Annotated in this window: 15 protein-coding genes; 8 read left to right on the forward strand and 7 right to left on the reverse strand. The window is 67.6% G+C overall.

The features are described 5' to 3' along the window. Position 1 precedes the first annotated feature (1 nt). Positions 2-1120, forward strand: coding sequence for a patatin-like phospholipase family protein (locus ASC81_RS06720; RefSeq protein WP_056264008.1), 1119 nt, complete (start codon positions 2-4; stop codon positions 1118-1120). On the opposite strand, the gene ASC81_RS06725 is transcribed toward ASC81_RS06720, so the two are convergent. The 5 genes from ASC81_RS06725 to ASC81_RS06745 form a co-directional block, all read right to left on the reverse strand. Next, positions 1117-1632 carry a DUF1697 domain-containing protein gene (locus ASC81_RS06725; RefSeq protein ID WP_056264012.1) on the reverse strand — a complete coding sequence of 172 codons (516 nt, stop codon included), beginning with the start codon at positions 1630-1632 and terminating at the stop codon, positions 1117-1119. The genes ASC81_RS06720 and ASC81_RS06725 overlap by 4 nt on opposite strands. Next, positions 1632-3620, reverse strand: coding sequence for a M3 family metallopeptidase (locus tag ASC81_RS06730; protein WP_056264013.1), 1989 nt, complete (start codon positions 3618-3620; stop codon positions 1632-1634). Before ASC81_RS06730 ends, ASC81_RS06725 begins: the two co-directional genes overlap by 1 nt. Positions 3621-3764: 144 nt before the next feature. Further along, positions 3765-4616, reverse strand: coding sequence for a bifunctional methylenetetrahydrofolate dehydrogenase/methenyltetrahydrofolate cyclohydrolase FolD (gene folD / locus ASC81_RS06735; protein WP_056264015.1), 852 nt, complete (start codon positions 4614-4616; stop codon positions 3765-3767). Positions 4617-4695: 79 nt separating this feature from the next. Beyond that, positions 4696-5319, reverse strand: a complete 624-nt coding sequence (locus tag ASC81_RS06740) for a response regulator transcription factor (protein WP_056195018.1) — start codon at positions 5317-5319, stop codon at positions 4696-4698. After that, the gene (locus ASC81_RS06745; RefSeq protein ID WP_056264017.1) at positions 5316-7916 is read right to left on the reverse strand and encodes a PAS domain S-box protein; all 2601 of its coding nucleotides are present in this window, start codon (positions 7914-7916) and stop codon (positions 5316-5318) included. Before ASC81_RS06745 ends, ASC81_RS06740 begins: the two co-directional genes overlap by 4 nt. A 180-nt stretch (positions 7917-8096) precedes the next feature. Between ASC81_RS06745 and aceE the strand changes: the two genes are divergently transcribed. The 4 genes from aceE to ASC81_RS06765 all read left to right on the forward strand — a co-directional run bounded on the left by aceE (position 8097) and on the right by ASC81_RS06765 (position 14640). Next, positions 8097-10805, forward strand: a complete 2709-nt coding sequence (gene aceE, locus ASC81_RS06750) for a pyruvate dehydrogenase (acetyl-transferring), homodimeric type (RefSeq protein WP_056264019.1) — start codon at positions 8097-8099, stop codon at positions 10803-10805. A gap of 17 nt (positions 10806-10822) precedes the next feature. Further along, entirely contained in the window at positions 10823-12496 is a 1674-nt protein-coding gene (gene aceF, locus ASC81_RS06755; RefSeq protein ID WP_056264022.1) for a dihydrolipoyllysine-residue acetyltransferase, read from the forward strand. 15 nt (positions 12497-12511) lie between these two features. Continuing rightward, on the forward strand, positions 12512-14311 hold the full coding sequence (lpdA, locus tag ASC81_RS06760) for a dihydrolipoyl dehydrogenase (RefSeq protein WP_056264025.1): 1800 nt from the start codon (positions 12512-12514) through the stop codon (positions 14309-14311). Positions 14312-14427: 116 nt separating this feature from the next. Further along, the gene (locus tag ASC81_RS06765) at positions 14428-14640 is read left to right on the forward strand and encodes a hypothetical protein (RefSeq protein WP_056264028.1); all 213 of its coding nucleotides are present in this window, start codon (positions 14428-14430) and stop codon (positions 14638-14640) included. Here ASC81_RS06765 and ASC81_RS06770 read toward each other — a convergent pair. After that, on the reverse strand, positions 14637-15203 hold the full coding sequence (locus ASC81_RS06770) for a hypothetical protein (RefSeq protein WP_056264031.1): 567 nt from the start codon (positions 15201-15203) through the stop codon (positions 14637-14639). The genes ASC81_RS06765 and ASC81_RS06770 overlap by 4 nt on opposite strands. A gap of 6 nt (positions 15204-15209) precedes the next feature. Beyond that, positions 15210-16109 (reverse strand): HDOD domain-containing protein, encoded by a 900-nt coding sequence (locus ASC81_RS06775; protein ID WP_056264035.1) that lies wholly within the window; start codon positions 16107-16109, stop codon positions 15210-15212. Positions 16110-16209: 100 nt separating this feature from the next. Between ASC81_RS06775 and ASC81_RS06780 the strand changes: the two genes are divergently transcribed. From ASC81_RS06780 to ASC81_RS06790, 3 genes are all read left to right on the forward strand, one after another. Further along, positions 16210-16629, forward strand: a complete 420-nt coding sequence (locus ASC81_RS06780) for a hypothetical protein (RefSeq protein ID WP_056264039.1) — start codon at positions 16210-16212, stop codon at positions 16627-16629. A gap of 156 nt (positions 16630-16785) precedes the next feature. After that, positions 16786-17253 (forward strand): DUF6152 family protein, encoded by a 468-nt coding sequence (locus ASC81_RS06785; protein WP_369820841.1) that lies wholly within the window; start codon positions 16786-16788, stop codon positions 17251-17253. Positions 17254-17324: 71 nt separating this feature from the next. Continuing rightward, positions 17325-17999, forward strand: coding sequence for a transglutaminase-like cysteine peptidase (locus ASC81_RS06790; protein ID WP_235533575.1), 675 nt, complete (start codon positions 17325-17327; stop codon positions 17997-17999). Positions 18000-18006 lie beyond the last annotated feature (7 nt).

Consider the following 18006-nt stretch of genomic DNA (forward strand, 5'->3'; position numbering starts at 1 on the left):
CATGGCCACGCGCCGCCCGCCGCAGACCGTCTATGTCTTCCAGGGCGGTGGCGCCCTGGGTGCCTACCAGGCCGGATTCGTCGAGGCGCTGGAGGATGCCAAGTTGCCGCCGGACTGGCTGGTGGGCACGTCCATCGGCGCCATCAACGCGGCGCTGATCGCCGGCAATGCGCCGGCCGACCGGCTCAAGGCGCTGCGCAGCTTCTGGGACCGCGTCACCCGGCCCGGCTTTGCGCCGCATCTGCCGGCCAGCCCGTTCACAGCGCTGTGGCAACAGGGGCTGCAGACCTGGCAGACGTTGACGAGCGGCATCCCCGGCTTCTTCAAGCCGCGCGGTCCGCAGGCCTGGGACATGAACCGTCGTGCGCCGCTGACCGAGCTGGGCTTCTACGACACGGCGCCGCTGGCGGCGACGCTGCGCGAGTTGGTCGACTTCGAGCGCATTGCCAAGGCCGAGACGCGGCTGACGCTGTGCGCCGTCAACGTGCGCAGCGGTGAGCTGGCCCTGTTCGACAACCGCGACGGCCGCACCCGCATCGGGCCTGAGCATGTGATGGCCAGCGGCGCGCTGCCGCCGGGGTTTGCGCCGGTGCAGATCGGCGAGGAAGCCTACTGGGACGGCGGCATCTACAGCAACACGCCGCTGGACGTGGTGCTGGACGACGCCGAGCGTCGGGACACGCTGTGCTTCATGGTCGACCTGTGGGACGCCAGCGAGGCGGCGCCGCAGACCATGGCGCAGGCGCTGGCGCGCTACAAGGACATCCAGTACGCCAGCCGCATCCTGGAGCACTTGGGCGACCACGAACGCATGCAGAACCTGCGCCGCGCGCTGCGCCAAGTCGGCCGCAAGCTCGACGCCAAGACCGCCGCCGAGCCGGCCGTGAAGGAGCTTCTCGCTTTGGGCTGCGATTCGCGCATCGACATCGTCCACCTCGTCATGCGCGCGCTGGACGGCGAGGACTCCTGGCGCGACATCGATTTCAGCGACAGCCGGCTGCGCGCCCGCTGGGCCGCCGGGCTGAGGGACGGCGGCCGCGTGCTGGCACGCGCTGCCTGGCGGGAGCCGGTGCAGGACTGCGTCGGCATGCGCGTGCACACGCTGGAAGACGTGGCCTAAGCCTGCGCCAACGCGTTCAGCTTCTGGACGGTGGCCCAGTTGCGTGTGGTGCCCGCTTCGCCGAGCTTCTTGAGCAGCAGCACGGCCGCCTTGCTCTCCAGGATGCCGTTGCCGCACCACAGATAGGCCGCGTGCGGTGTGACGACATAACGCTCGCCGTTGCCGGCAGTGATGGATTCGGCAGCGGTCAGCGCTCCGGCGTCGGCGGGTATGGCGACAAGCAGCCGGCTCGGATCGTCGGCCTCGTCGATGCCGTGCGGTGCCGCGATGGCAGCCCATTCGGCGGCGGTCTTCAGAATGACCGCGGCATCCACACCGAGCTTGGCCAGCACGGCCGCGCGGATCTTGTCGGCACTGAGCTTCTTCTTGGTATCGAAAATAGCGTTGCCACTGTTCAGCAACGTGCCGACATCGGTCGCACCCAGCTCCGTGAGCAGCGCCTTCAAGTCGGCCATGGCCAAGCGCTTGGCTTTGCCGACGTTGATGCCGCGCCACAGCGCGACATGGCGCATCAGCTCATGCCCTGGTGGCGCAGCAGCGCATCGATCTTGGGTTCGCGGCCGCGGAAGGCCTTGAAGTTGTCGATGGCGTCGCGGGCGCCGCCTTGCTCCAGCACTTCGGTCAGGAAGCGCTTGCCGGTCGCGGGGTTGAACACGCCTTCCTCCTCGAAGGCGCTCCAGGCGTCGGCGCTGAGCAGCTCTGCCCACTTGTAGCTGTAGTAGCCGGCCGCGTAGCCACCCGCAAAGACGTGCGAGAAGCTGTGCTGGAAGCGGTTGAAGGCCGGCGGGATCAGCACGGCGACTTCGGCGCGAACCTCGTCCAGCACCTTCTGCACATCGGCTTCAGATCCCGGCTCACCGTGCAGGCGCATGTCGAACAGCGCGAACTCGATCTGGCGCAGCGTCATCAGACCGCTCTGGAAATTCTTGGCCGCGATCATCTTGTCGAACAGCTCGCGTGGCAGCGGCTCGCCGCTGTCGACATGGCCGCTCAACTGCTGCAGCACGTCCCATTCCCAGCAGAAGTTCTCCATGAACTGGCTGGGCAGCTCGACGGCGTCCCATTCGACACCGGAGATGCCCGACACGCCCAGGTCGTTCACCTGGGTGAGCATGTGGTGCAGGCCGTGCCCGAACTCGTGGAACAGGGTGATGACGTCGTCGTGGGTCAGCAGCGCCGGCTTGTCGCCAACAGGGCTGGCGAAGTTGCAGACGAGTTGCGCGACCGGCGTCTGTTGTTCACCGCCCGGCTTGAGCCAGCGGGCACGTACCTCGTCCATCCAGGCGCCGGGGCGCTTGCCATTGCGGGCGTAGAGGTCGAGGTAGAACTGCGCGATGAGTTGGCCGCCGCGGCGCAGCTCATAGAACTTGACGCTGTCGTGCCAGACCGAGGCTTTCGCTTCGGTGATGCTGACGTCGAACAGGCGCTCGATGATGCTGAACAAGCCAGCGACGACCTTGGGCGCGGTGAAGTACTGCTTCACCGTCTGGTCGCTGAAGGCGTAGCGGGCTTCCTTGAGCTTCTCGCTCCAGTACGAAACATCCCAGCTTTCCAGCGGCTGGCCGTTGGCGAACTCGCGCAATTCGGCGAGGTCCTTCTCGGCGAAGGGGCGGGCGCGCTTGGCCAGGTCGCGCAGAAAGGTTTTCACTTCGTCCGGCGATGACGCCATCTTGGGCGCAAGCGACACCTCGGCGAAGCTGGCATAGCCGAGCAGCTTGGCTTCTTCCTGGCGCAGCGCGACGATCTCGCGCATGGCGGCGGTGTTGTCCAGCTCGGGCTTGCCGAACTCACTCGCGCGTGTCACGTAAGCGCGGTAGAGCTTCTCGCGCAGCGCGCGGTTGTCGGCGTACTGCATGACGGGCAGGTAGACCGGGAAGTGCAGCGTCAGCTTGTGGCCGCCGTCGTCGAGCCTGGTGGCGTCCAGCACGTCCTGCGGCACGCCGGCCAGTTCGTCAGCGCTGGCGATGTAGCTCCAGCCGTCAGTGGCGTCCAGCACATGCTCGCTGAACTGCTGCTGCAGCTCTGCGCTGCGCTCCTGGATGGCCGCATAGCGTTCGCGCGCTTCGCCCTGAAGCTCGGCGCCTGACAGCACGAAGTTGCGGATGGCGTGCTTGAGCAACTGCTGGCGCGGGGCGCTCAACGAGGCGCCCTGCGCCGCCAGCACGGCCTTGTACTTGGCGAACAGCGCCTCGTTGGCGCCCATCGCGGTGCTGAACTCGGTGACGGCCGGCAGCATGGCGTTGTAGGCCTCGCGCAGCGCCGGCGTGTCGGCCACGGCGTTCAGGTGGCCCACAGCGCCCCAGGCTGTGCCGAAATGCTCCGTGGCCGTGTCGAGGATGCGGGAAAGCGCGTCGTAGTCGGCCGGCGTCTCGGGCCTGGTTGCTTCATCGAGCGCGGCCTGGGCGGCGGCGAGCAGCTCTGTGATGGCAGGCTGCACGTGTTCCGGCTGGATGGCCGCGAAGTCGGGCAGGGCGGCGGTGGAGAGCAAAGGGTTCGTCATTTCAGCCATGTGTTGCGCCTACGGTGAATTTCAAGCTGGCCCGCGCGAGCGAGGCCGGTCATCGCGCGGCTGCCGTGGAACCGGCTTTGCCGGGCCACTGGCAGCGCCCCCTCGAAGGGGGCCGGCAAAGCGGGTAGGAGGTGGTCAGTTTCTGCTGCGTTCCGCCGATTCAAGCGTATTGACCAGCAACATGGCAATCGTCATCGGGCCGACCCCGCCTGGGACGGGGGTTATCCAGCCGGCCACTTCCTTGACGGCGTCGAAATCCACATCGCCGCAGAGCTTGCCCTCGTCATTGCGGTTGATGCCGACGTCGATGACGACCGCACCAGGCTTGACCATGTCGGCCGTCAGCATGTTGCGCCGGCCGACGGCGGCCACGACGACGTCGGCCTGGCGGGTGTGGTGTCCGATGTCGGCCGTGGCGCTATGGCAGACCGTGACGGTGGCATTGGCCTGCAGCAGCAGCAGGGCCATCGGCTTGCCGACGGTGTTGCTGCGGCCGATGACGACCGCATGCTTGCCACGCAGGTCGAAGCCGGTGCTTTCGATGAGCTTCATGCAGCCATAGGGCGTGCAGGGACGAAAGCCGGGCAGCTGCGTCATCAGCTCGCCGGCGCTCAGCGTCGAGTAGCCGTCCACGTCCTTGGTGGTGGCGATGGCCTCGATGACCTTGTGCGGGTCGATGTGCTTGGGCAGTGGCATCTGCACCAGGATGCCGTGGATGCTGGGATCGTTGTTGAGCGCATCAATGCGGGCCAGCAGGGCGGCCTCGCTGAAGTTCGCCTCGTACTTCTCCAGCACCGAGTGCAGGCCGGCGTCGGCGCAGGCCTTGACCTTGTTGCGCACGTAGACGTGGCTGGCCGGGTCGTCGCCGACGATGACGACGGCGAGGCCGGGTTGCACACCCTTGGCGGTCAGCGCCGCAGCGCGGGTGGCGACTTCGGCGCGGATGGACTTGGAGAGGGCGAGGCCGTCGATCAGTTGGGCGGTCATGGCAGGCTATTCGGTGAAGCTGAAGTCAGAAAGCAAAAAGCCGCTGAGGGTTCAGCGGCCTTTCGGTAGGGCAGGGGGCTCAAGCCTTGGCGGTCGCGCCCAAGGCAATCTTGAGCAGGTCCGCCACCGTGTTGGCGTTGAGCTTTTCCATGATGTTGGCGCGGTGCGCCTCCACCGTCTTGATGCTGATGCCGAGGTCGTCGGCGATCTGCTTGTTCAGACGACCCGCCACGATGCGTTCCAGCACTTGGGCCTCGCGCGTCGTCAGGCGGGCCAGCAGCGCGTCGCGGCTGGCGGCTTCCTGGTGGCTGGAGAAGGCCTCGCGGGCCTGGTCGAGCATGCGCTCCACCAGCGCCAGCAGCTCTTCTTCCTTGAAGGGCTTCTCGATGAAGTCCATCGCGCCCTTCTTCATCGTCTGCACCGCCATCGGCACGTCGCCGTGGCCGGTGATGAAGACGATGGGCAGGGGGCTCTTGCGCTCAATGAGGCGATCCTGCAGCTCCAGGCCGGTCATGCCATCCATGCGGATGTCGGCGATCAGGCAGGCGACTTCGCGCGGGTCGTAGCGCGCGAGGAAGGATTCCGCGGAGTCAAAGCACTTGACCCGGTAGTCCTTGCCTTCAAGCAGCCATTGCAGGGAATCGCGGACTGCTTCATCGTCATCGACGACGTAGACGTTGCCCTTCTTCGGGATCAAGCTCATGGTGTGGTGGGTTCAGTTCTCTGAGCGCTGCCGGCAGGACCGTTGGCGGGATCGGAACGCAGGTGTTCCGAGGTGATCGTGACTGGGATCGTGAAGGCGAATCGGCAGCCGACGACCAAGGAGCCATTGTAGAGGTTCTCGGCTTTTATCCGGCCCTGGTGGGACTCCACGATAGACCGGCATAACCCTAATCCGATGCCCAGCCCGTCGGCCTTGGTGGAGAAGAACGCCTCGTACATGCGGGCCAGCACCTCATCGGGCAAACCCGGGCCCATGTCAGTGACCGAGAACTCGATCTGGCCGCCCAGCTCGGCGCTGTGCTTGGGGATGACGCGCAGTTCGATGTGGCGGCGGGAGGTCGGCAGCGAGGCGTTGTCGATGGCCTCGGCGGCGTTCTTGAGCAGGTTCATCAACACCTGCTCGATGAGGATGGGGTCGACCATCATCTGCGGCAGGCGCTGGGCCACGTAGGTGTGGATGGCGACGCTGCGGCGGCGCAGCTCGATGCCGGCCAGTTCCACCGCGTCCTCGACGATGTCGGCGGCGTTGGCTGGCTGGCGCTGCGGCTCGCTGCGCTTCACGAAGTTGCGGATGCGGTGAATGATCTGACCCGCCCGCTCGGCCTGCTTGGCGGTCTTGGTCAGCGCCGCCATCAGCGCTTCCTTGTCGATGCTGTCGGCGCGCACCCGGCTGACCATGCCGTTGCAGTAGTTCGTAATGGCAGTCAGCGGCTGGTTCAGCTCATGCGCCACGCTGGAGGCCATCTCGCCCATGGTCATCAGGCGGCTGGTGACCTGCGCCTTGTCGGCCTGCAGCGCCGCTTGCGCCTCGGCGTGGCGGCGCATGGTGATGTCGGTGGCGATCAGCATCTGCGCCAGCCGGCCGTCCGTCCACTGCAGATAGCGCGCGCGCACGTCGAACCACATGGCCAGCGATTCGACATAGACCTCGCGCGGGTCGGAGCCGACGTCGGTCAGCGCCTCGGCGGGCAGCCCGGAGTAGTCGTCGACCTCATCGGCGCCGTCGTCCGGGCCACCGCCCCGGCTGGTCGTGCCGAGCAGGTGGCCGCCGGCCAGCAAGGCATGTCCGGCCGGATCGGCGCCGAACCAGAGGCGGTAGCTGCGGTTGGCGAACAGCAGCTCGGGTGGCTGCACCGACAGCACCGACACGGCGGCGTCCAGGCCTTCCAGCACGGTCGTGAAGCGCTCGTGCGAGGCCGAGAGCTGGTCGCGCACGCGCTTGGCCTCGGTGATGTTGGTCATCGAGGTCATCCAGCCGGTCTGCTTGCCCTTGGTGTCGACCAGCGGCGAGACGTAGACGCGGGCGTCGAAGGCCGAGCCGTCCTTGCGCGCAATCTTCACTTCGACGCCGCCCGACGGGCTGCGGCCCTGCAGCTCCTGCTGCAGCAGGCGCGCGTTTTCCTCGCGGCGGTCGGCCGGCCAGAAGGGGTAGGGCGGGGTGCGTCCGACGAGGTCGGCCTCCGAGAACCCCGTCATCGCGCAGAAGGCCGGGTTCACGTAGGTGATGCGCGTGTCCATGTCCATGGCGCGCATGCCGGTCAGCATGGAGTTCTCCATCGCCCGGCGGAAGTTGGTCTCCAGCGTCAGCGCGTTCTGGATCTGCGTGCGCCGGCGCATGTGGCGCCAGGTGCCCAGCAGCATCCACACCGTCATGCCGGCCAGCGCCAGCACCAGCCAGAACAGCGCGTTGTTGATCAGGCCGATGGAGGTGCGCCAGCCCTGGCCGCGCAGCACCAGGCCGTTGAGGGCCGGCGCCAGCGGTACGTCATGCAGCAGCGAAGCGCGGCGCAAGACCTGGCCCGGCATGGGCGTGACGGTGCTGCTGACGACCTGGTCGCGGGCGTCCAGCACGGCGATGCTGTGGCGGGTGGCCACTTCGCTGGGCACGTAGTAGCGCAGCAAGGCCTCGACGGTGTATTCGGCGATCAGCACGCCGACGAAGCCGCCGCGGTCGATCAGCGGGATGTGCAACTGGAAGACGGTGACGCCGTTGGCGTCGGTGAACGGCGGCGAGTAGACCGGCTGGCGGCGGTCCTTGGCCGCCTCGAAGGCGATGGCCGCGGCGTTGGACTGGTTGGGCATCGGCATGGACGGGTCGTTGCCGTGGGCCGACATCAGCCCATCGGCCTGGAACCCGGCCGCGCCGACGCTGCTGCGCCGCTCGCGCCGGTTGCTGAGCCAGGTCACATGGGTCAGCTCGGGTCGCTCGCGCGCAAAGGCCTGAGCCTGCGCTGAGAACTCATGGGTGTCGATCTGCCGCGTGACGACCTCGCGCGCGATGCGCACAAGCTGCTCCTGGTTCTCGATCAGGCGCAGGCGGATCTGCTGCTGGGCGATCTCGGTGTCACGCTTGACGGACTCGCTCTCGCGTTCGATCTCTTCATTGCGCAGGTACCAGAAGGCCGAAATGATGGCCGCCAGGAAGAGCAGCACCGAGATCAGCGGGCCCAATGTGGCCAGCCGGTCCTGGCGCGAGGGTGATTGCCGGAACCACCAGGTGGCCACCAGACGGCGCCACGGCGCGAGGAGGCGCTGCCGGCGTGTGCGGGTCTCGGGAACGTGCGGATCGAGGGCCATCGCCAAATTATCCGGGGCGGCGGCGGCCACGGTAATTTCATAATAAGAAATCGTCTCGCGCCATTTGGGAGCTGGTCAGCCTTGTGAGACACTCCGCCCGCTCGCGGCCCCTGCGTCCGCACTCGCCCTTGTAGAACACCCCGCTGCCCGCCAGAGGCGGCACTTGAAGGAGACACGGCCATGTCAGCCCAGCCGCAAGAGTTTCTCGGCGCCGCCGCGAACGACACCGAACCCCAGGAGACGCGCGAGTGGCTGGATGCCCTCTCGGCCGTCATCAGCGAGGAAGGTGGCGACCGCGCCCACTTCCTGCTCGAAACCCTGATCGACCACGCCCGCCAGGCCGGCATCGACGTGCCGTTCTCGGCCAACACGGCCTACGTCAACACCATCCCGACCGACCAGGAAGAGCGCTTCCCCGGCAACATCGAGATCGAGGAGCGCCTGCGCGCCTACATGCGCTGGAACGCCATGGCGATGGTCGTGCGCGCCAACAAGCACAACCCCGAGGATGGGGGTGACCTGGGCGGCCACATCTCGTCGTTCGCCTCGCTGGCCACCATGCTCGGCTGCGGCTTCAACCACTTCTGGCATGCCGACGACGGCGTGCACGGTGGCGACCTGCTCTACATCCAGGGCCACAGCGCGCCGGGCATCTACGCCCGTGCCTTCATGGAAGGCCGCATCACCGAAGAGCAGCTGATCAACTTCCGCCAGGAAGTCGACGGCAAGGGCCTGTCGAGCTACCCGCATCCGAAGCTGATGCCCGAGTTCTGGCAGTTCCCGACCGTCTCGATGGGCCTCGGCCCCTTGATGGCCATCTACCAGGCGCGCTTCCTGAAGTACCTGCATGCCCGCGGCATTGCGGACACGAGCAAGCGCAAGGTCTGGGTGTTCCTGGGCGACGGCGAGATGGACGAACCGGAATCGCTGGGCGCCATCGGCCTGGCCGCACGCGAGAAGCTGGACAACCTGATCTTCGTCGTCAACTGCAACCTGCAGCGCCTGGACGGCCCGGTGCGAGGCAACGGCAAGATCATCCAGGAGCTGGAAGGCGAGTTCCGCGGCGCGGGCTGGAACGTCATCAAGCTGATCTGGGGCGGCTACTGGGACCCCCTGCTGGCGCGCGACAAGGACGAGCTGCTGCGCAAGGTCATGATGGAGACCGTCGACGGTGACTACCAGGCCATGAAGGCCAACGACGGCGCCTTCGTGCGCAAGAACTTTTTCGGCAAGCACCCCAAGCTGCTGGAGCTCGTGGCCAAGATGAGCGACGAGGACATCTGGCGCCTGCAGCGTGGCGGCCATGACCCGCAGAAGGTCTACGCGGCGTATCACAAGGCCGTCAACACCGTCGGCCAGCCGACCGTGCTGCTCGTGAAGACCGTCAAGGGCTTCGGCATGGGCAAGATCGGTGAAGGCAAGAACACCGCCCACCAGACCAAGAAGCTGCAGGACGACGACATCCGCGCGATGCGCGACCGGTTCAACATCCCGGTGTCGGATGAAGATCTGCCCAAGATCCCGTTCTATCAGCCGCCGGAAGGCTCGCAGGAACTGAAGTACCTGCACGAGCGCCGCAACGCGCTCGGCGGCTACCTGCCCAAGCGCCGCGCCAAGACGGACGAGAACCTGAAGGTGCCCGACCTGGCCACCTTCCAGGCCGTATTGGACCCGACGGCGGAAGGCCGCGAGATCTCGACGACCCAGGCGTATGTGCGCTTCCTGACGACGCTGCTGCGCGACAAGGAACTGGGCCCGCGCACCGTGCCCATCCTCGTCGACGAGGCGCGCACCTTCGGCATGGAAGGCCTGTTCCGCCAGATCGGCATCTACAACCCCGCGGGCCAGCAGTACACGCCGGTCGACCGCGACCAGGTCATGTACTACCGCGAGGACAAGGCCGGCCAGGTGCTGCAGGAAGGCATCAATGAAGCCGGCGGCATGGCTTCGTGGATCGCTGCGGCCACGTCGTACTCGACGAACAACCGGGTCATGATCCCGTTCTACGTCTATTACTCGATGTTCGGCTTCCAGCGCATCGGCGACCTGGCCTGGGCCGCCGGCGACATGCAGGCGCGTGGCTTCCTGCTGGGCGGCACGTCCGGCCGCACGACGCTGAACGGCGAAGGCCTGCAGCACGAGGACGGTCACAGCCACATCCTGGCCGGCACGATCCCCAACTGCGTGTCCTACGACCCGACCTTCGCGCACGAAGTGGCGGTCATCATGCAGCGCGGCCTCAAGCGCATGGTGGAAGACCAGGAAAACGTCTACTACTACATCACGCTGCTGAACGAGAACTACCCAATGCCGGGCCTCAAGGCCGGCACCGAGGAGCAGATCCTCAAAGGCATGTACCTGCTGGAAGACGCGGACGCGGCGCAGCCCGTCAGCGTCAACCTGCTGGGCTCGGGCACCATCCTGCGCGAAAGCCAGGCCGCCAAGAAGCTGCTGGAAGAAGAGTGGGGCGTCGGCGCCAATGTGTGGAGCTGCCCGAGCTTCAACGAGCTGGCCCGCGACGGCCAGAACGCCGAGCGCTGGAACCTGCTGCACCCGACCGAACTCGCCTGCGTGCCGTTCGTGACGCAGCAGCTCGGCCGCACCGCCGGTCCAGTCATCGCGTCGACGGACTACATGAAGAACTACGCCGAGCAGATCCGCGCCTTCATCCCCAAGGGCCGTTCCTACAAGGTGCTGGGCACCGACGGCTTCGGCCGTTCGGACTTCCGCTCCAAGCTGCGCGAGCACTTCGAGGTCAATCGCCACTACATCGTCGTCGCCGCGCTGAAGGCGCTGGCCGATGACGGCGCTGTGCCGATGGCGAAGGTGGCCGAAGCCATCGCGAAGTACGGCATCAAGGCCGACAAGATCAACCCGCTGTACGCCTGAGCCCCGGAGACAAGAACATGGCATTGATTGAAGTCAGGGTTCCTGACATCGGCGATTTCGACGAGGTCGGCGTCATCGAGGTGCTGGTCAAGGTCGGCGACACCGTCAAGGTCGAGCAGAGCCTGATCACCGTCGAAAGCGACAAGGCGTCGATGGAAATTCCGTCCTCGCAGGCCGGCGTCGTCAAGGAGATCAAGGTCGCCGTGGGCGACAAGGTCAAGCAGGGCAGCGTCGTGGTGGTCGTGGAAGGCGAGGGCGCTGCTGCGCCGGCCGCCGTTGCTACGCCTGCCGCTGCTGCTGCACCGGCACCTGCCGTTGCGACGCCCGCACCCGCTGCTGAACCCGCGGCTCCTGCCCCGGCCCAAGCCGCGGGCGGCTCGGTCACCGTCGTCGTGCCGGACATCGGCGACTTCGACGAAGTGGCCGTCATCGAGCTGCTCGTCAAGGTCGGCGACACCGTCAAGGTCGAGCAGAGCCTCATCACCGTCGAGAGCGACAAGGCCTCAATGGAGATTCCGTCGTCCACGGCCGGCGTCGTCGAGGAACTGCTGGTGAAGATCGGCGACAAGGTCGCCAAGGGCTCGGCGCTGGCGCGCGTGAAGGGTGCCGGCGGTGCTGCTGCTGCGCCTGCACCGGCACCTGCGGCCGCTGCGCCCGCGCCTGCTGCTGCCGCCCCTGCTGCTGCGCCGGCCGAAGCCAAGGCCGTACCCACGGCTGCGCTGCCGCCGCATCAGCCCACCGCACCCACCGGCAAGCTGCCGCACGCCTCGCCGACCATCCGCAAGCTCGCCCGCGAACTTGGCGTGCCGCTGGCAGAAGTGAAGGGCACAGGCGCCAAGGGCCGCATCGTCGAGAGCGACGTGCAGGGCTTCGTCAAGGCTGTCATGTCGGGCGCCGTGCAGACCGCCGCGCAGAAGGCCGTCTCACCTGCCGCTGCCAGCGGTGGCGGTGGCTCGGGTCTCAACGTGCTGGCCTGGCCCAAGGTCGACTTCGAGAAGTTCGGCCCCATCGAGCGCAAGGAGCTATCCCGCATCAAGAAGATCTCGGGGGCCAACCTGCACCGCAACTGGGTCGTCATCCCGCACGTCACCAACCATGACGATGCCGACATCACCGACCTCGAAGCCTTCCGCGTCCAGCTCAACAAGGAGAACGAGAAGGCCGGCATCAAGGTCACGATGCTCGCCTTCATGATCAAGGCGGCCGTTGCGGCGCTGAAGAAGTTCCCTGAGTTCAACAGCTCGCTGGATGGCGACACGCTCGTCCTGAAGCAGTTCTTCCACATCGGCTTCGCGGCCGACACGCCCAACGGCCTGGTCGTGCCCGTCATCAAGGACGCCGACAAGAAGGGCATCTTCCAGATCACCCAGGAGATGGGCGAGCTGGCCAAGAAGGCCCGCGACGGCAAGCTGGGCCCGGCCGACATGAGCGGCGGCTGCTTCTCGATCTCGTCGCTGGGTGGCATCGGCGGCAAGTACTTCACGCCCATCATCAATGCGCCCGAAGTGGCCATCATGGGCGTCTGCAAGAGCAGCATCGAGCCCGTGTGGGACGGCAAGGCGTTCCAGCCGCGCCTGATCCTGCCGCTGTCGTTGAGCTGGGACCACCGCGTCATCGACGGCGCGGCGGCCGCGCGCTTCAACGTCTACTTCGCCAGCCTGCTGTCCGACTTCCGTCGGATCGCGCTGTAATCGGGAGCGGAACCAATGGCACTCATTGAAGTTCAAGTTCCGGACATCGGCGACTTCGACGAAGTCGGCGTCATCGAGGTGCTGGTGAAGGCTGGCGACACCGTCAAGGTCGAGCAGAGCCTCATCACCGTCGAGAGCGACAAGGCGTCGATGGAGATCCCATCATCGGCCGCCGGCGTCGTCAAGGACGTCAAGGTCAAGATCGGCGACAAGGTCAAGAAGGGCTCGGTTGTGCTGACGCTGGAGTCGGCGGAGGCCGCTGCTCCGGCGCCGGCACCTGCCGCTGCAGCGCCTGCGCCGGCACCCGTCGCCGCTGCACCCGCCGCGGTCGCGGCAACGTACAGCGGCAGCGCCGACCAGGCCTTCGACCTCGTCGTCCTCGGCGGTGGCCCCGGTGGCTATTCGGCTGCCTTCCGCGCGGCCGACCTCGGCCTGAAGGTCGCTCTCGTCGAGCGCTACGCCACCCTCGGCGGTGTCTGCCTGAACGTCGGCTGCATCCCTTCCAAGGCGCTGCTGCACGTGGCGGCCGTCATGGACGAGGTCAGCCACATGGCCGACCTCGGCGTGGCCTTCGGCGAGCCGGAGGTCGACTTCGACAAGCTGCGCGCGCACAAGAACAAGGTCACGGGCAAGTTGACCGGCGGCCTCGCGGCCATGGCCAAGATGCGCAAGGTGACGGTGCTGCGCGGCGTCGGCTCGCTGCTGGACGCCCAGCACTTGAAGGTCGAGGCTACTGAAGGCGCCGTCGGCCAGGCCAAGACGGGCGCCGTGCAGACGGTGGCCTTCAAGCGCCTCATCATCGCGGCCGGTTCGCAGGCCGTGCGCCTGCCCTTCCTGCCCGACGACCCGCGCATCGTCGACTCGACAGGCGCGCTGGAGATGAAGGTCGAGGCGGTGAAGATGCTCATCGTCGGCGGCGGCATCATCGGCCTGGAAATGGGCACCGTGTACTCCACGCTGGGCTCGCGTCTGGATGTCGTCGAGATGCTGCCCACGCTGATGACCGGCGCAGACCGCGACCTCGTCAAGGTCTGGCAGAAGTTCAACGCCCACCGCTTCGACAACATCATGTTGAACACGAAGACGGTCGGCGCCGAAGCGAAGCCCGACGGCATCTGGGTGACCTTCGAAGGCGAGGGCGCCCCGAAGGAGCCGCAGCGCTACGACCTGGTGCTGCAGGCCGTCGGCCGCACGCCCAACGGCAAGAAGCTCGGCGCCGAGAACGCCGGTGTCGCGGTAACCGACCGCGGCTTTATCCCGGTCGACGTGCAGATGCGCACCAACGTGCAGAACATCTTCGCCATCGGCGACATCGTCGGCCAGCCCATGCTGGCCCACAAGGCGGTGCACGAGGGCCACGTCGCCGCCGAGGTCTGCGCGGGCGAACTGCTCGGCAACGCCGAATACGCCAAGAGCCAGTTCGACGCCCGCGTGATCCCAAGCGTGGCCTACACCGATCCCGAGGTGGCCTGGGTGGGCATCACGGAGGACGAGGCCAAGGCCAAGGGCATCAAGATCACCAAGGGCCTGTTCCCCTGGACGGCCTCGGGCCGCGCGATCGCCAACGGCCGCGACGAGGGCTTCACCAAGCTGCTGTTCGACGAGGAAACCCACCGCATCATCGGCGGCGGCATCGTCGGCACGCATGCCGGCGACATGATCGGCGAGATCGCGCTGGCCATCGAGATGGGCGCCGACGCGGTGGACATCGGCAAGACCATCCACCCGCACCCGACGCTCGGCGAATCGCTGGGCATGGCCGCGGAAGTGGCGCACGGCTCCTGCACGGACGTGCCGCCGGTGCGCAAGAAGTAAGGCTTCAGCGCTTCAGTTCGCAGGCCCGGCCCGGCAACGGTCCGGGCCTTTTGCGTCGTGGCGGGGCCGGGTCTTCCTGCCTTCGTGACGGCTACGCCAGTCGCCACAATCGCGGCATGACCTTTTTCTACTGGTTGATGGCCGTCGTGATGGCCGCCACGCTGCTGCCCTCGGCGCTCTACATGGGTATCTACGTCTTTACCGGCGAGGACGAAGCGTTTGCGCGTGCGCGCAAGTTCTGGGTCTTCCTGCGTGTGTTCGCGCTGCTGTTCTTCAACGTGACGGTGTGGGGCCACGTCATCGTCGCTGCCTGGCAGCTGTTCCGCTAGAAGCGTGACGGGTACATCCGCGGGCAATCCGCCGTTCCGAAGCGGTCGACTGGCACGCGAAAGCGCTGGCCCTCGCGCAGCTGCTGCCAGCGCTCGGGCGTGACGCGGCACACCCAGGCGTGGTCCTCGCGGTCGCGCAGTTCGATCTCAAAGTACGCCTCGCGCTTGCCCAGGCGCTCGCTGCCAGCCTCGCCGGGCGGGGCCACGCGCAGGGGCGGGCGGGGCCAGTCGGGCCGGTCAGCCGGGCCGCCCTCGCTCTTGGCGATCCAGCTGCGACGCCAGGCCAGCATCGTGTAGCGGCAGTGCTCACTCGGCTCGGAACGCATCCCCTTGGGATCAGCCATCACGCGGCGGCTAATGTCGAAGGCGCCGGCGGGCAGCTCGTCGCACCAGTCCGAGCCGGCCTCGGCGCGCAGCTTCTCGATGACGATTTCCATGCGCCAGCTGCGCCGCGTCAGCTCGACGGCGACCCCGGACGGGCCGAACACCCACCAGCCCAGCGTGACCAGCGTCACCAGCACCATGGCGGCGAGGACGACGATGCGCAGGCGCGGCAGCCGCATCGCTGCTCAGGCCGCGTCGAGCTGAACGGTCACGGCCTCTTCCCATTGGGCCAGTTCGTCCCAGCCTATGCCGAGCCAGGCCATCGCGGCGGCATGGTGGCCGGCCCAGTCGGCGTCCTCGGGCAGGCCTTCGTGGCGGCGCATCAGGTGCTCGGCGATGAGACCGGCGGCGATCAGCGTGTGGATCTCGGGCTCGATGCCCGCATGGCCGAGGGCGGCGTAGTCGTGGTGCAGGCGGATCGCCGCCATCAGCGGCGCCGGCAGGTTCCACACCCGCACGACGAGGGCGCCGACGACGGCATGGTCGGTCTTGTGATTGGCGTTCTCGGTGGCAATGAAGGGCCGGTCGATGCGTGCACCGGCCTCCACCATGGTGGCCGCATAGCCGCGCACGCTCTGCAGCAGCACCGGCATGCCCACGTGCAGGAACAGGCCGAAGCTGTGCGCCAGGTCCGGCGACAGGCCCGGCAGCTGCTGGGCGATGGTGGCCATGGCGGCGGCGCGCTTGGCGCTGCGCTCCCAGAAGCGCGCCAGCTGCGGCGCGTTGACGGGGATGGCGTGCTGGACGAGAAAGCCGGTCATGACGGCCACGCTCTCGCGCAGGCCGATGCGCGTCATGGCCTGCCCGACGGTGGTGCAGGGCAGGCCAACCGGCTTGAACAGCGGGCCGTTGGCGATGCGCAGCAGCGTGGCGGCCATGGCGACGTCGCTGGAAGCGATGCGGGCAACGAGGTTCAGGTCCGGCTCTGCCTGGTTCATGGCCCGCTGCAGCTGGGCCAGCAATTCGGGGCAGGGCGGGATCTGGATCTGCTGCAAGGGCCCACGGCGGCGCGCCTGGTCGATGTCGTCGCGGATCTTCTGCGTCGGGCTGCTCGGCGTGCTCGGGATGGAGGCGGTGGTCTGCATGGCCCAAAAATCATAGGCGGCGCCGGCGTCGCTACAGTGAAGGCTCCAGCCGTGCCGGCGTCAATCTTGCCCACTTCATCGCTTTGATTCGCCCGCCGCCATGTGGACCGCTCTAGCCTCCCACCCCTGGGCCTATCCCGCGCTGGAGACGGTGCACGTGGTGGGGATCGCCATGCTGTTCGGTGGCCTGCTGGTGTTCGAGCTGCGCCTGCTCGGCCTGGGCCGCGCGCTGGACCTGGCCGCCATCGCGCGGCTGGTGCTGCCGCTGGCGCTGCTGGGCTTCGGCTTGTGCGCGCTGACCGGCCTGGCCATGTTCGCCACGCAGCCGCAGGAGCTGTTGGCCAACCCGGCCTTCCGCCTGAAGCTGCTGCTGTTGATGCTGGCCGGCGCGAACGCCGCGTGGTTCCACGCGCGCGGCAGCCTGGCGCTGGCGGACCGACCGGCGCGCGCGCTGGGCCTGTTGTCAGTGGGGATTTGGCTGGCTGTCATCATCTGCGGCCGTTTTATCGCTTACGTGTGAGCCCCTCGTCCACGGCGTGCCGTGGCCGGTCCCCCGAGGGGACGGCGATGCTCGCGGCATAGAGCCGTTCGCACATCGCCAGACGGGCCGGCTTGGGGCGGCCCGGCGCGCGACCCGAGTTTTCCATCCACCGACTGACCTGAGGAGTTCGTGATGATGCAAAGACGTTCCCTGCTGGCCGTGCTGCCGGCCCTGACCAGCCTGCCCGCGCTGGCCCACCACGGCTGGAGCAGCTTCGACCAGGAGCGCCCGATCTACCTCAGCGGTCGCGCCGCCAAGGTAGCCTGGGGAAACCCGCATGCAGAGCTGCAGCTGGAGCTGCCCGAGAACCTCGCGCTGCCGGCCGATTTCGCCAAGCGCAGCCTGCCGCGGCAGACGGCGGCCGTCGACGGCGCCGCGCTGCTGGCCAAGGCCAAGGTGCCCACGCGCCGCGACCGGCGCTGGGAAGTCGAGCTGGCGCCGCTGACGCGCATGCAGGCCTGGGGCGTCGAGGAGATCAAGCCGGGCGCCGAGATCGCCGTGCTCGGCTTCACCTTTGCCGGCGAGCAGGGCGAACCGGTGCTGCGGGCGGAATACCTGTTTGTCGGCGACAAGGTTTACGGACTGCGGTCTTCCCCGGCCTGAGTTCACGCTTGGCGCCCCGGGCGACGGGGTGGGCGGCGGTACAGTGAAATCAACCCCCGCCCGCCGCCATCTTGCCCATCCCGACCTTCAGCGCCGCCTTCCGCTCGGGCCCGTACCGGTGGTGGCTGGCCGCCTTCTTCGCCTATCCATGGCTGGTGCTGGCCGCCTACGACGCGGCGCGCGTGGTGGAGGCCGCAGCCCAGCGCGGGGCGCGCGTCGCCGAGCAGGCGCAGGCACTCGTGCAGCAAATCGAGCGCAGCGGCACGCAGGAAGAGCTGCAGCGGCTCAAGGACATCAACGACTTCTTCAACCGCCGCCTGGCGTTCCGGGAGGACGCCGACACCTGGCGCCTGGCCGACTATTGGGCGTCGCCGCTGGAAAGCCTGGAGCGCCGCGCCGGCGACTGCGAGGACTACGCGATCGCCAAGTACTTCAGCTTGGCGGCGGCCGGCGTGCCGACGGCGCGGCTGCGCATGGTCTATGTGCGGGCGCGCATGCAGGGCCAGTCGCTGGCGCACATGGTGCTGGCCTACCATGCCCAACCGGGTGACGAGCCGCTGATCCTGGACAACCTGCGCCCCGAGGTGCTGCCCGCCTCGCAGCGGCCCGACCTGACGCCGGTGTTCAGCTTCAACACCGAAGGGCTGTGGCAGGGCGTGGGCCAGGTCACGGCGGGCGACCCGCTGGCGCGGCTGTCGCTGTGGCGCGAGCTGGTGGCCAAGGTGCGCGCGGAAGGCTTCTTGTGATGGAGAC

The sequence above is a fragment of the Pelomonas sp. Root405 genome, from assembly GCF_001425165.1.
GTDB lineage: Bacteria > Pseudomonadota > Gammaproteobacteria > Burkholderiales > Burkholderiaceae_C > Pelomonas.

Coding starts and splice junctions, on each gene's coding strand:
- ASC81_RS06720 (WP_056264008.1), top strand. CDS start 2: ATGGCCACGCGCCGCCCGCCGCAGACCGTCTATGTCTTCCAGGGCGGT.
- ASC81_RS06725 (WP_056264012.1), bottom strand. CDS start 1,632: ATGCGCCATGTCGCGCTGTGGCGCGGCATCAACGTCGGCAAAGCCAAG.
- ASC81_RS06730 (WP_056264013.1), bottom strand. CDS start 3,620: ATGACGAACCCTTTGCTCTCCACCGCCGCCCTGCCCGACTTCGCGGCC.
- folD (WP_056264015.1), bottom strand. CDS start 4,616: ATGACCGCCCAACTGATCGACGGCCTCGCCCTCTCCAAGTCCATCCGC.
- ASC81_RS06740 (WP_056195018.1), bottom strand. CDS start 5,319: ATGAGCTTGATCCCGAAGAAGGGCAACGTCTACGTCGTCGATGACGAT.
- ASC81_RS06745 (WP_056264017.1), bottom strand. CDS start 7,916: ATGGCCCTCGATCCGCACGTTCCCGAGACCCGCACACGCCGGCAGCGC.
- aceE (WP_056264019.1), top strand. CDS start 8,097: ATGTCAGCCCAGCCGCAAGAGTTTCTCGGCGCCGCCGCGAACGACACC.
- aceF (WP_056264022.1), top strand. CDS start 10,823: ATGGCATTGATTGAAGTCAGGGTTCCTGACATCGGCGATTTCGACGAG.
- lpdA (WP_056264025.1), top strand. CDS start 12,512: ATGGCACTCATTGAAGTTCAAGTTCCGGACATCGGCGACTTCGACGAA.
- ASC81_RS06765 (WP_056264028.1), top strand. CDS start 14,428: ATGACCTTTTTCTACTGGTTGATGGCCGTCGTGATGGCCGCCACGCTG.
- ASC81_RS06770 (WP_056264031.1), bottom strand. CDS start 15,203: ATGCGGCTGCCGCGCCTGCGCATCGTCGTCCTCGCCGCCATGGTGCTG.
- ASC81_RS06775 (WP_056264035.1), bottom strand. CDS start 16,109: ATGCAGACCACCGCCTCCATCCCGAGCACGCCGAGCAGCCCGACGCAG.
- ASC81_RS06780 (WP_056264039.1), top strand. CDS start 16,210: ATGTGGACCGCTCTAGCCTCCCACCCCTGGGCCTATCCCGCGCTGGAG.
- ASC81_RS06785 (WP_369820841.1), top strand. CDS start 16,786: ATGCAAAGACGTTCCCTGCTGGCCGTGCTGCCGGCCCTGACCAGCCTG.